This is a genomic window from Aquimarina agarilytica ZC1 (assembly GCF_000255455.1).
GTDB lineage: Bacteria > Bacteroidota > Bacteroidia > Flavobacteriales > Flavobacteriaceae > Aquimarina > Aquimarina agarilytica.
In genome coordinates this window covers 40,825-55,048 of the sequence record NZ_JH621252.1, presented here as the reverse complement: position 1 = coordinate 55,048, position 14,224 = coordinate 40,825, and the positions used below count along the sequence as shown (strand labels likewise).

Genomic DNA, 14,224 nt, shown 5'->3' with positions numbered 1-14,224 from the left:
TTTGTCCTGTCGAAACGAAGTAAATGAATAGGTTTTGATCATAGAATAAATCATCAAAAAAAACAGAAATTATGAAGTATCAATTTAGTAATGACGAAAAAGAAGAAAAGATAGTTGAAAATGCAACAACAAAAAAAGCGGTAGTATTTGATCAAAAACCAACGCCAGCTTTTATGGGAGCTTCATGGATTGCGCTTTTGGCAGGAATAGTTGCTTTTTGTATTGGATTGTTTAATGCCGAAATGGAATTGAATGAGAAGGGCTATTATTTTACGATTTTATTGTTTGGATTATTCTCGGCAGTTTCGGTACAAAAAAATGTGCGTGATAAAATAGAGGGCTTGGCGGTAACCGAAATGTATTATGGAATTAGTTGGTTTGCAGCCTTGGCTTCCATCACATTATTGGTTATTGGTTTGTGGAATGCGGACTTGGAATTAAGTGAAAAAGGATTTTATAGTATGTCTTTTATTTTGAGTTTATTTTCGGCCATAGCTGTACAAAAAAACACTCGTGATAAAAAGTTTATAGATAATCTAGAAGAAAAATAATAACAAAAGAAGGAGCTTCATTTTTAATGCGCTCCTTTTTTTGATGATGAAAATGACCGCTGTAGAGTGGTCATTTTTTATTTCAACCCAAATTCCGTCAAACGGCTCACGTACTTTCCAATAACATCAAATTCTAAATTAACTACTGTACCTACTTTAAAATTTTTAAAGTTAGTATGTTCGTAAGTGTAGGGAATAATGCAAACACTAAATTCATTGCGTTTTGAATTTACTACGGTTAAGCTGGTTCCGTTAACGGTAATAGATCCTTTTTCGATAGTAATATTGTTTAAAGTAGGATCATAACTAAAAGTAAATTGCCAACTGCCTTCGGTTTCCTCAATAGCACTACAGGTGGCAGTTTGGTCTACGTGGCCTTGAACAAGATGTCCGTCAAGCCGGTCGCCTAATTTCATACCGCGTTCCAAGTTTATAGTATCACCAACAGCTAGTGTGTTCAGATTTGTTTTGTCTAGAGTTTCCTTAATTGCAGTAACCGTGTATAGGTCGTTTTTTATTTCGACAACAGTCAAACAGACCCCATTATGAGCTACACTTTGGTCAATTTTTAATTCGTTAGTAAAATTTGAACGTATTTGTAGGTGTAAATTGTCTTTTTCTTGCTCTAGTGAAACTACTTCGCCAAAAGTTTCTACAATTCCAGTAAACATAAGATTGTTTTATTTAGTTAAATTTGCCTTTAAGGCAGCACAAATTTAGTGATTAGCTTTTATAGAAACTTGAATAATGATGAAAGAACATAAAATACGTGTGGCAATTTCTATTGGTGACTTAAATGGAATAGGTCCCGAGGTTGTTTTAAAAACTTTTGAAGATGCACGCATGTTTGATTTTTGTACACCTATAGTGTTTGCAAATTCGAAATTAGTATCCTTTTACAAAAAAAATAGTAAGACCAAAACGCATGTGCAGCAAATTAAATCATTAGATGATATTATTGATGGTAAGCTCAATGTAATTAATGTTTGGAATGAATCGGTATCTATTAATTTCGGAAAGGAAGATTCGAAAATAGGGGAGTATGCGATAAAATCATTAGTGGCAGCAACGGAAGCTCTGAAAACTGGGGCGGTTGATGTGTTGGTGACCGCACCAATTCATAAAACGGCGGTACAGTCAAAAGATTTTAAGTTCCCAGGACATACCGATTACTTAAACCAAGAATTGGAAGGAGACAGTTTGATGTTTATGGTTACCGATGGGTTAAAAGTAGGTTTACTTACAGATCATGTGGCTTTAACCGATGTGGTAAAACATTTAACACCTGGGGTAATTAGTCAAAAAATAAGTACGATCCACAATTCGTTAATAAAAGATTTTGGCATTGCTAAACCTAAAATTGCGGTATTAGGGATTAATCCACATACGGGTGATAATGGAGTGATTGGTAAAGAAGATGATGCAGTGCTAAGACCTACGCTAGAAAAAATTAAAGAAGCCGGAAAGTTGGTTTTTGGACCCTATGCGGCAGATAGTTTTTTTGGGTCAAATAATTACAAACAGTTTGATGCAGTGGTGGCAACATATCATGATCAAGGTTTGATTCCATTTAAAACATTGTCCTTTGGGCAAGGCGTAAATTTTACTGCGGGCTTATCGCATGTACGTACTTCGCCAGATCATGGAACGGCTTTTGAAATAGCAGGTCAAGCTAAGGCAGATCATAGTTCGTTTGCCGAAGCGGTGTTTAGAGCAATTAGTATTTTTAAACATCGAAATATGCACGTTGAGCTTACAAAAAATCCTTTAAAAAAGGTTGTAATTAAAAAAACACATGTAAAAAATAATTAATTTCAAATTTTTAGTATCTTTGCACCCGCCTTTATCGTGGGTAAAGTGCAACAAACTGAAGTAACTATGAAGGCATTCAAGGAGTATGTGATTCCTTTTGTTGGGTTGAAACAAGGGATTCATCAGTTTGATTATCAGATTGATAATGAGTTTTTAGGCTTGTTTGATTTTGAAGAATATAATAGTGCAAACGTAAAAGTTGCTTTAGAATTTAATAAAAAAAGTACTTTTTTCGAATTGCGTTTTAAAGCGGAAGGTAGCGTAAATGTGGATTGCGATGTCACCACAGAGCCTTTTGATTTGCCAATAAACAATGAATTGTTTATTGTAGTTAAGTTTGGAAACGAATTTAATAATGAAAATGAGGAAATTATAATCATCCCTCATGGATCGTATGAAGTTAATGTTTCACAATATATATATGAATGTATTGTGTTGGCAGTTCCTTCGAAAAGAGTACATCCTGGAGTTGAAGACGGAACATTAGAGTCGGATATTTTAGAGCATTTGGAAACATTAGCTCCAAAGGAAACAAAGGAAGAAAGTAAAAATGAGGAGGATATTGATCCTCGTTGGAATAAATTAAAGAATCTACTAAAAGATAATAAATAACTGAGTTATGGCACATCCTAAGAGAAAAATCTCCAAAACTAGAAGAGATAAGAGAAGAACACATTACAAAGCAACTGTACCACAAATTGGAACTGATGCAACTACTGGTGAAGCACACTTATACCACAGAGCACACTGGCATGAAGGAAAATTATATTACAGAGGTAATGTAGTTATCGATAATTCGGAAGAAGAAGCAGTAGCTTAATAATTTTTTGTTTACTGTTTTTAGCGGTTAAAAAACAATTTTGTCACATATAATAGAAGCTTTATTGATTTCTGTAGAATTTTTGTGTAAAGTATTTAAGTTACCAGTAGATTCTAAATTGTGTTACCTAACATTAAATGGATGTCTTTTTACTAGGCATGCATAACATTATATCGAAAAACGCTCACTTGTTGAGCGTTTTTTTTGTTTTTTGTTGAATATGTGTCAAAATCGACTTAATTTGCACAATATTTACTAAAAAAAGGTCATTTTTGCTTCGTTTCGAAGCATTTTTGTTCTTGTGAGTAAATTTTAACCTACTGTTATGAGTAAAATTACGGCGGCTATAACGGCTGTTGGTGCATATGTACCAGACTATAAATTGACCAATAAAGAATTAGAAGGTTTAGTGGATACTAATGATGAATGGATCACGACAAGGACGGGGATTAAAGAACGTCGTATTTTAAAGGATCCAGAAAAGGCTACTTCATATATGGCAATTAAAGCAGCCGAAGATGTATTAGCTAAACGTAAATTAGATCCAGCTGAAATTGAAATGATTATTGTAGCAACAGCTACACCAGATATGTCGGTGGCAGCTACAGCTGCACATGTAGCGACAGAGATTGGAGCGGTAAATGCTTTTGGTTATGATTTAGCTGCAGCATGTTCAAGCTTTTTGTACGGAATGTCCACAGCAGCAAGCTACGTGCAATCTGGAAGATATACTAAGGTGTTAGTCATTGGAGCAGATAAAATGTCGTCAATTGTAGATTATTCAGACCGTACTACGTGTATCATTTTTGGTGATGGTGCAGGAGCTGCGCTTTTTGAACCTAATGAAGAAGGTTTAGGATTGCAGGATGAATATTTACGTAGTGATGGCGTAGGGCGTAATTTTTTACGTATTGAAGCTGGAGGCTCTTTACATCCAGCAACACAGGAAACCATAGAAAATAAACAACATTTCATAAAACAAGACGGAAAAACAGTGTTTAAATATGCTGTTTCAAGTATGGCAAGTGCTTGCGAAAAAGTAATGGAACGCAATAACTTGACCAATAATGATGTCGATTGGTTAGTAGCACATCAAGCAAATAAACGTATTATTGATGCTACTGCTAACAGAATGGGGTTAAAAGATGCGAATAAAGTACTTATTAATATTGAAAAGTACGGAAACACCACATCGGCTACCATACCATTAGTGCTCAATGATTTTGAAAAGAAATTTAAAAAAGGAGATACTTTAGTATTTGCCTCTTTTGGAGGAGGATTTACTTGGGGATCTATTTATTTAAAATGGGCCTATAATTCTTAACTAACACAACAACAATTAACAACGTATCTATATCATGGATTTAAAGGAAATTCAAAACCTGATCAAGTTTGTTGCCAAATCTGGAGCAAGCGAAGTGAAATTAGAAATGGATGATGTTAAAATCACCATTAGAACAGGATCCGATGAAAAGGAAACAACCATTATTCAGCAAATGCCAACTGCAGCTGCTCCAGCAGCCCCTCAAGCAATTGCGCCTGCGGCACCAGTGCAAGAAGCAGCCCCTGTAGTTACTACAGATGCAGCAACAGCTGATGACGATTCAAAATATATTACAGTTAAGTCTCCTATAATTGGAACATTTTACCGTAAGCCATCGCCAGACAAGCCTAATTTTATTGAGGTAGGTGATAGCATTAGTGAAGGTGATGTGCTTTGTGTTATTGAAGCAATGAAGCTTTTCAATGAAATTGAAAGCGAAGTTTCGGGTAAAATTGTTAAAATTCTTGTGGATGATTCATCACCAGTTGAATTTGATCAACCCTTATTTTTAGTTGACCCATCTTAGGTCACTTTTTAGGTAACTAAACGTACTATAATTATGTTTAAAAAAATATTAATTGCCAACCGAGGCGAAATTGCACTTCGTGTTATTCGTACGTGTAAGGAAATGGGCATAAAAACAGTAGCTGTATATTCAACAGCAGACGCTGATAGTTTACATGTTCGCTTTGCAGATGAGGCGGTATGTATTGGTCCTGCACCAAGTAGTGAATCTTACTTGAAAATTTCGAGTATTATTGCTGCTGCGGAAATTACGAATGCCGATGCGATCCACCCAGGCTATGGATTTTTGTCTGAAAACGCTAATTTTTCAAAAATTTGCGAAGAGCATGACATTAAATTCATTGGGGCTAGTGCCGAAATGATTGATCGTATGGGAGATAAAGCTTCCGCAAAAGCGACAATGATTGAAGCAGGAGTACCTACCGTACCTGGATCCGAAGGTATTTTGGAAACTTTTGAAGAAACAGAAAAACTAGCTGAAGAAATAGGTTACCCCGTAATGCTAAAAGCTACCGCTGGTGGTGGAGGTAAAGGGATGCGTGCTGTTTGGGCTGCTGAAGATTTAAAGAAAGCTTGGGAAGATGCCAGACAAGAAGCGAAAGCTTGTTTTGGAAACGATGGCATGTATATGGAAAAGCTTATTGAAGAGCCTAGACATATCGAAATCCAAATTGTTGGAGATAGTAAAGGTAAAGCCTGTCATTTATCGGAAAGAGATTGTTCTGTACAACGACGTCATCAAAAATTGACCGAAGAGACACCATCGCCATTTATGACGGATAAGTTACGAAATGACATGGGGAATGCTGCCGTTAAAGCGGCCGAATTTATTAAGTATGAAGGTGCAGGAACCGTAGAGTTTTTGGTGGATAAACACCGAAATTTTTACTTTATGGAAATGAATACGCGTATTCAGGTAGAGCATCCAATTACGGAAGAGGTGGTAAACTACGATTTAATACAAGAGCAAATTTTAGTAGCCTCGGGAGTGCCAATTTCAGGAAAAAATTATTTTCCAGAATTACATTCTATTGAATGTCGTATTAATGCCGAAGATCCATACAATGGATTTAGACCTTCGCCAGGAAAAATAACCAATTTACATATCCCAGGAGGACATGGTGTACGTGTGGATACGCATGTATATAGCGGTTATATGATTCCACCAAATTACGATTCAATGATTGCAAAGTTGATTACCACGGCGCAAACACGTGAGGAGGCTATCAATAAAATGAAGCGTGCCTTGGATGAATTTATTATCGAAGGGATTAAAACTACCATTCCTTTCCACAGACAATTAATGGATCATCCGGATTATATTGCTGGTGATTACACCACTAAGTTTATGGAAGATTTTGAAATTCAATAAATGTTAAAACTATAGTATAAAAGATCTCTGCTAAAAGTAGGGATCTTTTTTTATTGGTCTCAGGAATAGTTAAAACGATATACTTTAATGCATTTGGCGGTTAGCTTTTAGCAGTTGGCTTTTTTATATACATTTATCAAAGTGCTAATGACTAATAGCAAAAATAGATGTTTAAAAAGTTGGTGACTTTCAGTCATCACAGAAACTTTGACACTTTTAGTCTATAGTACTTCATTTCAATAGTGCCTGTAATTAAGGGCAGTCCCATTTAAAATCAGCAATTTTATAGTTGCCAGTGCCTTTTAAATTATAGTGCCACCATTCGGTACGTATGGACCAAAAACCAAAGCGTTCCATGGTTGTTTTTAATAGTTTTCTGTTTTCTACTATTTTTTTTGGTAATGAAGTATTGGTGTGATAGGCTTTCCATCCAAAAAAATCAAAATCAGTACCCATATCTATTTCTTTGCCGTTAAGGTCAGTTAATGTAATGTCAACAGCACCTCCTTTGTTATGTATGGATCCTTTTTTGGGGTTAGCTACATATTGTGGATTTGGCATAATTTTCCACATTTTGTATTGTACAGAATTAGGCCGGTAACAATCAAAAAATTTGATTTTATAACCTTTGCTCATCAAGTATTTATTGGCTTTAATTAATGCTTTAGCAGTTTTGGCTCTGGTATAACATTGAGCGCACTCATATACTTTTTCTTTTAAAAAATTATTAGGGGTAGCATAGCGTAAATCGTAAAAAAAATTTGAGTTATAATCAGCAATTTTAATAAAAGTAGTATCGGAAACACTTGTTAAATTACTGATTTTGATAGGGGTTATTGCTGTCGCAGAAGAAATAGTATCCTTTAGTGGTAATTTAGAAGCAGTAGGTGCTGTTTCTGTTTTTTTAATAGGAGTGATGGTCTGATTACAACTTAAAAAGGAAAGAATAGAAATGAGCAAAGCGGGTAAAAAATATTTCATAAATATGTTTATCGGCAATAGCGGTTAACTTGATTAATATATGTATTTTTCTGAACTTATAATTTTCTGCAATAAACATGCCTAACTTATTAAGATTATATTGTTCTATCGAATCATCTGGGTTTATGTTGAGTTTAAAAAATTAGTATGTATTTATGACTAAGCTGAAGCAAGAACTATATAATCAGTGTGTACATTTTGTTTTGAATAAACGAAATAATATACAACGGATTATTGATGAAATCCATACTTCGATGACATCCGAAAGTAAAAGTACTGCAGGGGACAAACATGAAACCGGACGTGCTATGCTACAATTAGAACGTGAAAAAGCGGGAAACCAATTAAAAGAAGTAGAGCGTTTAGAAGCTGCTTTAAAGAAATTACAATGGGATAAATCAACGGTATTCATCACCTTGGGGAGCTATGTAGTTACGGATACTATGAGTTATTATATTAGTATTTCTGCGGGTGAGTTAGTGGTCGCTGGGAAGAAGGTTTATGCCATATCTATGCAATCCCCTATTGGTCAGCTTTTGCTAGGAAAAAAGAAAGGAGATTATTTTGTGTTTAGAGGGAAGTCTACTGAGATTGTTGAGGTGAGTTGAAATTATGATCTATCAAACGCCTTCCGAAGTTGATAAAAAAAGCGTTCAATGAGTCTGAGGTCTTCGGTAATGATTTGGGCACTACCGCTCATTTCTTGTTTAAAATCGAGGGATTTATTATAGCTTGTTACTAGTTTGTTAGGCAATAAAGCGTCAATTATATATTGCCCGTTAGCATCAGGTACTAATGATATGCGTTTAATTTCTCCGATGAGCATACCAAATTCTTGCTCGGGATAGGTGTCCAAATTGATATTGACGCGTTGTCCTTTTTTAATTTTGCCAGAATTTACTAATGGAGCTTTTAGTTTCACTACATAATCTTTATTTTTCTCAGGAATCACCGTAAACATAAAGTCTCCTTTGGTGACACTTTGATTGATGCTCCAATGGTTTAAAAAGGATAGAGTTCCTGTGGTTGACGCTTTGAGGACATAGTTGATTTCCCACTGTTGTAAAGCCGTTTTTAATTGATTGTATGATTGAATTACGTTTTTAAACAAACGCACCTCCTCTCGAGTGCTGTTTACCGTAGTACCTCGGTTATTTTTGTTGGCTTGGCTAATTTGTTCGTTAAGTTGTGATATGGTTAATGCAATGGAATTATACTCCCTTTCGGCTTGTAATAGGCTTAGTTTTCTATTTTCATAGGCTTGAGATGAAATGACTCCTTTGGAAAATAGTTGTTCTTGTCGACTTAAGTCTTTTTGTTGTAATTCGAGTTCTTGCTTTTGAATTTCCTTTTGATTGATAGTGGTATACAAGCGTTTTTTTAATTCGATCATCGAAATCTGATGCGCTCTTTTTTCATTGTCAAAGGGATTTAAATTTTTATTCAATACGTATTCTGAATAACTATTTTCAAATAGTATAAACGCCGTATTGATTTCTCCTAAATACAACACCGGTAATTCATCAAAAGGAAAGTCAAAAGTTTTGTTGTTGACTTTTAAAGTGTCTACAATGGACTTTAATAAAAAAACATCCTTATAATTAGCCGTGTTTTGTAAAATAGCAATGGGTGTATTTTCATTAACTAAACTATTATTTGGAGTAAGAATCTTTGCTATTTTTCCTGTTTTTTGAGCGTAAATTTTTTCGGGTGGGAGTTCCGAGGTTACTACTGCTTGGCAAGGAATGCTATCGGGGTATTTTACAAGGTAGGAAATGAGTAGTAACAGTACAATTAATATAAAAAAGAGTACGCTGCCCCACCGAATCATCCAATGAGGCACTTTGGTTAATAGCTCTTGGACTTCTTCGCTTCTAAGCTCAATATGCTGCAACTTATGTTCCATATTATGCCCCTAATTCTAGTTGATTTTTAACTAAACTATAATAAGCTTCTCGTTGTTTTACTAAACTTTCGTGATCACCTTGTTCTATAATAGCACCTTTGTTGAGTACCACAATTTGATCTGCATTTTTTACGGTGCTTAAACGATGTGCAATCACAACCACGGTTTTATCCTTAAAAAAGTGATTCAAGCGTTCAATAATTATTTTTTCATTATTGGCATCTAAAGCACTAGTAGCTTCGTCAAAAAACAAATAATCAGGATTTTTGTATACGGCTCTGGCAATTAAAATACGCTGTTTTTGACCCGTACTTAAGCCAATACCTTCGCTACCAATTTTAGTATTGTAACTCAAAGGCAATGATTCTATAAACTCGTTGATATTAGCCACATGTACAGCATGGGCTAGTTTGTCTTTGTCAACATGATCATCACCAACGGCAATGTTATGAGCAATGGTATCACTAAATATAAAGCCTTCTTGCATCACCACGCCTACTTTTGAGCGCCATGATCTTTGTGATATGTATTGTAAATTGTGTGGTCCAATGCTAATGTTACCCTCATTAGGTTCGTAAAACTTGAGTAACAATTTCATTAAGGTGGTTTTACCACTACCACTAGCCCCTACAATGGCTGTGATTTTTTTTGCAGGAATGCGTAATGTCAATTGATCGAGCACCTTATTTTCTGTGCCAATATATCTAAAAGACACTTTGGTTAACTCGAAGGAGAGGTTATCTGGTATGCTTTGAATTTGTTGTGCTATTTGCTGCTCTTCGTCTTTTTTGTTGTGAATTTCGGCAAGTCGATCCAATGAAATTTGAGCATCTTGTAATTCGCGTACAAAATTGATGAGCTGTGCAATGGGGGAGTTCAATTGACCTACAATGTAGGCTATGGCGAGCATCATTCCTAAAGTGATGTTGCCATCAATAACCAATTTTGCAGAAAACACCGTGATTAGGATGTTTTTAAATTCATTAATAAAACTGGAGCCTACACTTTGGTATTGTTCTAATTTTAATCCATCAATAGATACTTTGAACAAGCGGGCTTGCAAATATTCCCAGCCCCATCGTTTTTGTTTTTCGGCATTGTGTAATTTAATTTCCTGCATGCCATTAATGAGTTCAATGACTTTGCTTTGTTCCTGACTTACTTCGGTAAAACGTTGGTAATCTAGATCGGCTCTTTTTTTAAGAAAAATGCGAATCCATAAAAAATAAAATAGACTTCCCACTATAAAAATTCCGAAAATAGATAGGCTGTAAAAAGCCAATACCATTCCAAAAATAAAAAGATTCACCATGGAGAATAATACGTTTAGTGACGAGGTGGTGAGTAACTTTTCAATACGTTGATGGTCATTAATACGTTGCAGAATATCACCTGTCATACGCGTATCAAAAAAGGCAATGGGAAGCTTCATTAATTTGATGAAAAAATCGGAGATTAGTGAAATATTGATTCGAGTACTCAGGTGTAGTAAAATCCAACTCCGAATCATTTCTACGGCAGTTTTACCAATAAAAAGGAATAATTGGGCAAAAAGAATGAGGTAAATAAAGTGTACATCTTGGTTTTTTATCCCCACATCAACAATGCTTTGGGTTAAAAAAGGAAAAATGAGTTGTAACAGACTACCAGCAAGTAAGCCGATAATCAGCTGAACAATAAATTTTTTGTATTTAAATAGATATGGAGAAATAAACGAAATACCCAAGCGTTGATCTTGAGTTTCGTGTTGGATAATATCTTTATAAAACTTAGGAGTGGTTTCAAATAATAAGGCCACGCCTTCATTGGTGTTAGTGGTGGCATTATTGCCAATCCAATGTTTTAAAAATTCTTGTTCGTTGTATTTTAATAAACCATGTGCAGGGTCCGAAATGTAATAGATAGTTCCTTTTTTCGATGTTTTTACCTCATAGAGTACTACAAAATGTTGTTTGTTCCAATGCAATATACAAGGCAGGGGTGTTTCTACTAAAGTCTGGCTATCAATTTTAATCGCAAGTGTTCGAAAACCAATATGCTCTGCCGCTTCGCTCAATCCCAAAAGGCTACTCCCATCACGAATGGTCTCCGATAATTCTCTTAAAAAGGCTAATGGATAAAGTTTCCCATAAAACTTGGCAATGATTCTAATACATGTGGGTCCACAGTCTTTAGAATCGGGTTGGCGGTAATGTGGGAAGGTTTGTTTCAACTTTATAAGGGAATTTGAGATTAGTTACTATTTTCTTCCCATGCAGCTTCATATGGATTGTAATTACAGTGCAAGGGTTTAGAATACATCGAATTATCTTCTGTGAAAGCTCTACAATCAGAACAGATATATCTAAATTCACAGTCTTTACATTTATTGATAGCATCTTTTTTTATTGTCCAGAGGTGAGTAAATTTTTTATTTTCAATTACCTCACTAATTGTTTTAGTGGCTATGTTTCCATAATGATCTTTCATGGATGGACAGTTTTTTAAATTACCTTTTTTATCAATTGAAATTTTTCTATTAAGGCAATTGTTAAAATTTAAAGATTCAAAAAAGAAACTGTTCTCGAACCTGAAATGATTTGGTGAGATAAAACCACAATGAGTATCAGAGTCTAATGAATTAGTTATGAATTTTAATTCTATGGTGGAATTAAGATTTGGGGATACATTATTTATTGGTGAATCATAAATTGTTATAGAAGCTATTCGTTGAAATTTGTTTTTTAATTCAGTGAAATTTAAATTGTTATCAAATTCACCTGAGTACTTTAGTATTAATTCTATGTTTTCGATACTACTTTTATTTAATTTCTCAAGGATTCTTGTTAAATAAACAAGAGTGGTGTTGTCAAAAAATCTTAGAAGTACATCTTTACATCCTAAATCATTTAATTCTTGAAATATTGAATTAAAGTTATGATTGCTTTCAGAATCCACATCAATAATAGCATTGGTAATTACAGAAGGAGTATTCCAGTGGGTTTGAATTTCTGGAAATAATTCTAGTTCGTCTACTGTACAAAGAAAAATCACCTCGTGTTTTATTAAATAATTAAAATAATCATCTATTACTTTATTGTTTTTATGGCCATATTGAGATTTAATTTGTGCTATTGTATTGTTTTTATTTTTAGTTAAAATAGTATAAAGATCCTCATTAATTAGGAGTGCCGTTTTTCTTTCTAAGTCACATATTATAGCTCTTTTAGCACCTTTTACAGGCTTGCAGCTTTCAAATATTTTAAAGTTGAATTGATCGATATTTTTTTTCATAACTTAAAAGTTTTACAAATAGGCCTAATGATTTTAATATCTGGAATATTGTATTTGTTAGTTTGGTAATCTTTAACAGAAAGGAATTTTTGGTTCATTATAAATGAATCGTCTTCTTCATTAAGAAAAATGGGTTTAGTAAAAAAAACAGGTAATTCCCCTTCAATAGTTTTTTCCAGTAATAATTTTTTGAGTTTTTTCTTTTTCATCGGTTAAAAAATTGGCTATTATTTTTTCTAGATTATAATTGCATGGATAAGAGACCATATTAAATTGGCCCACAGGATTTACTTCCAGAAATATATGTTCTCCGTTTTTATTAACAATCATATCAATAGATCCACAGTTTAAATCTATACTGTCCATAAATTTTATTAATTTTTTTTCTATTTTTTTAGGTAACTTATATGGTGTTTTTCTATTAGGTTTATTTCCTTTGTACCTCCTAAAGTCAATTGATGTTTGCCTATCTCCTTGTGAAAAAATTGCCATAGAATAAAAAGCTTTATCCAAATAAAATATTCTAACTTCATATTTTTTATCAATTTTTTTTTGAAAAAGAGACATAAAAAAAGAAGGTGGGAGCTGTTCAATTTCTTTTTCTTTTATCTCTGAAGTATAAATATTAAAAGGCGGAAGTTTATCAATATATGGACTTTCATATATAGGTTTTGTAATAATATTTTTATGCTTGAGAAAAAAACACATTAGTTTTTTTTTCTCGGAGGTAATCAATGTTTCTGGAATAGCGATATCAAATTTAAGTGCTGTATTAAGGATATGTAATTTGTTAATTTTGTTATTATCAAAGTTGTTTATAGTTCTTTTGTTTTTTAAATAAAGATGTATGAACTGTTTGACTTTGATAAGTTCACTTTTTGAGGTATAAAGTAAATCTTTTGGAAGTTTTGTTTTTTTTAGCGCTATATCTTCAATAAAAGTAAACTGTCCTCTTCTATACCATAATGAAGTTACTTTTGATAAGAAAATTTTACGTCCATTGTTTAGATCTAAAATTAGTTCAATCTCATTGCTAGAAATAGTAATTGAATCTAGTCTTATTGATTGGTTTTCATTAATTCTTTCAAAAGGTATTTTATAATACTTTAACCATTTAATAACATCTGATGTACTGCCATCATCACTTTCGCTAATAATTAAAATCATTGTATTGGTTTTCTAATTGAATTCATATACGAGATGGTATATTTTTTTCCATAATTGTCAATCCATTTTATTAATGTCTCTTTACCCAAGTAATCATAAATTAATTGATATAATCTTTTTACAGCAGAAGAAACAGTTTGAGTGATGTCTTCATTTTTTGTGTTTAGCCCTTCTATAATAATCTGTTTTTTTTCTCTGTCAACTATATCGTGATCTATAATTTTTCCGAAATAAGTTTGGCAAAAATCTCTGTAATCTCTGGTGTAAAGAATAAAAGTGTGCCACATTTCATCGATAATCCAAAGAGGTTCATGAGTAAAAATATATTCGGAATCTCCATAATGATTCATTAAGTCCAGTAATTTTTTCATTTCCTGAAAGATATCAATGGCTTCTTCTTTTGTGATATTAAAAGAATCCATAAATCGCAAAACGGTTTCAGTGTGTATGTATTCTTTAAAACTTTGATTCATGATTTTTAATTTTTTATATC

15 protein-coding genes are annotated in these 14,224 nt (G+C 33.5%); 8 read left to right on the top strand and 7 right to left on the bottom strand.

The annotated features are described in order from the left end of the window. Positions 1–71 precede the first annotated feature (71 nt). Positions 72–551 (top strand): inner membrane protein YiaA, encoded by a 480-nt coding sequence (yiaA, locus tag KQA_RS0205485; RefSeq protein ID WP_010178919.1) that lies wholly within the window; start codon positions 72–74, stop codon positions 549–551. A 77-nt stretch (positions 552–628) separates the two neighbouring features. On the opposite strand, the gene KQA_RS0205480 is transcribed toward yiaA, so the two are convergent. After that, positions 629–1,222 (bottom strand): riboflavin synthase, encoded by a 594-nt coding sequence (locus KQA_RS0205480; RefSeq protein ID WP_010178918.1) that lies wholly within the window; start codon positions 1,220–1,222, stop codon positions 629–631. 76 nt (positions 1,223–1,298) lie between these two features. Between KQA_RS0205480 and pdxA the strand changes: the two genes are divergently transcribed. The 6 genes from pdxA (at position 1,299) to accC (ending at position 6,404) form a co-directional block, all read left to right on the top strand. Beyond that, entirely contained in the window at positions 1,299–2,363 is a 1,065-nt protein-coding gene (pdxA, locus tag KQA_RS0205475) for a 4-hydroxythreonine-4-phosphate dehydrogenase PdxA (protein ID WP_040396116.1), read from the top strand. Between the two features lie 66 nt (positions 2,364–2,429). Further along, complete coding sequence (locus KQA_RS0205470) at positions 2,430–2,975, top strand: YceD family protein (RefSeq protein ID WP_010178914.1); 546 nt, start codon at positions 2,430–2,432, stop codon at positions 2,973–2,975. A gap of 7 nt (positions 2,976–2,982) precedes the next feature. Next, entirely contained in the window at positions 2,983–3,183 is a 201-nt protein-coding gene (gene rpmF, locus KQA_RS0205465) for a 50S ribosomal protein L32 (RefSeq protein ID WP_010178912.1), read from the top strand. A gap of 325 nt (positions 3,184–3,508) precedes the next feature. After that, complete coding sequence (locus KQA_RS0205460) at positions 3,509–4,507, top strand: beta-ketoacyl-ACP synthase III (RefSeq protein ID WP_010178910.1); 999 nt, start codon at positions 3,509–3,511, stop codon at positions 4,505–4,507. 34 nt (positions 4,508–4,541) lie between these two features. After that, positions 4,542–5,033: an acetyl-CoA carboxylase biotin carboxyl carrier protein gene (gene accB, locus KQA_RS0205455; protein ID WP_010178908.1), complete on the top strand. Its 492-nt coding sequence runs from the start codon at positions 4,542–4,544 to the stop codon at positions 5,031–5,033. A 33-nt stretch (positions 5,034–5,066) separates the two neighbouring features. After that, positions 5,067–6,404 carry an acetyl-CoA carboxylase biotin carboxylase subunit gene (gene accC / locus KQA_RS0205450; protein ID WP_010178906.1) on the top strand — a complete coding sequence of 446 codons (1,338 nt, stop codon included), beginning with the start codon at positions 5,067–5,069 and terminating at the stop codon, positions 6,402–6,404. Between the two features lie 252 nt (positions 6,405–6,656). Here accC and KQA_RS0205445 read toward each other — a convergent pair whose 3' ends face one another. Then, positions 6,657–7,385 (bottom strand): M15 family metallopeptidase, encoded by a 729-nt coding sequence (locus tag KQA_RS0205445; protein WP_010178904.1) that lies wholly within the window; start codon positions 7,383–7,385, stop codon positions 6,657–6,659. A 155-nt stretch (positions 7,386–7,540) separates the two neighbouring features. Here KQA_RS0205445 and KQA_RS0205440 point away from each other — a divergent pair, with 155 nt between their 5' ends. Further along, entirely contained in the window at positions 7,541–7,993 is a 453-nt protein-coding gene (locus KQA_RS0205440) for a GreA/GreB family elongation factor (protein ID WP_010178902.1), read from the top strand. Between the two features lie 2 nt (positions 7,994–7,995). Here KQA_RS0205440 and KQA_RS0205435 read toward each other — a convergent pair whose 3' ends face one another. The 5 genes from KQA_RS0205435 to KQA_RS18590 form a co-directional block, all read right to left on the bottom strand. After that, positions 7,996–9,291: an HlyD family secretion protein gene (locus KQA_RS0205435; protein WP_010178900.1), complete on the bottom strand. Its 1,296-nt coding sequence runs from the start codon at positions 9,289–9,291 to the stop codon at positions 7,996–7,998. A gap of 1 nt (position 9,292) precedes the next feature. After that, the gene (locus KQA_RS0205430; protein WP_010178898.1) at positions 9,293–11,503 is read right to left on the bottom strand and encodes a peptidase domain-containing ABC transporter; all 2,211 of its coding nucleotides are present in this window, start codon (positions 11,501–11,503) and stop codon (positions 9,293–9,295) included. Between the two features lie 20 nt (positions 11,504–11,523). Next, a complete protein-coding gene (gene gwsS, locus KQA_RS19505; protein ID WP_010178897.1) occupies positions 11,524–12,564 on the bottom strand; it encodes a grasp-with-spasm system SPASM domain peptide maturase in 1,041 nt (346 codons plus the stop codon). A gap of 162 nt (positions 12,565–12,726) precedes the next feature. Next, entirely contained in the window at positions 12,727–13,731 is a 1,005-nt protein-coding gene (gwsG, locus tag KQA_RS0205415; protein WP_010178892.1) for a grasp-with-spasm system ATP-grasp peptide maturase, read from the bottom strand. Next, a complete protein-coding gene (locus KQA_RS18590) occupies positions 13,728–14,204 on the bottom strand; it encodes a glycine-rich domain-containing protein (RefSeq protein WP_010178890.1) in 477 nt (158 codons plus the stop codon). Before KQA_RS18590 ends, gwsG begins: the two co-directional genes overlap by 4 nt. Positions 14,205–14,224: the final 20 nt, after the last annotated feature.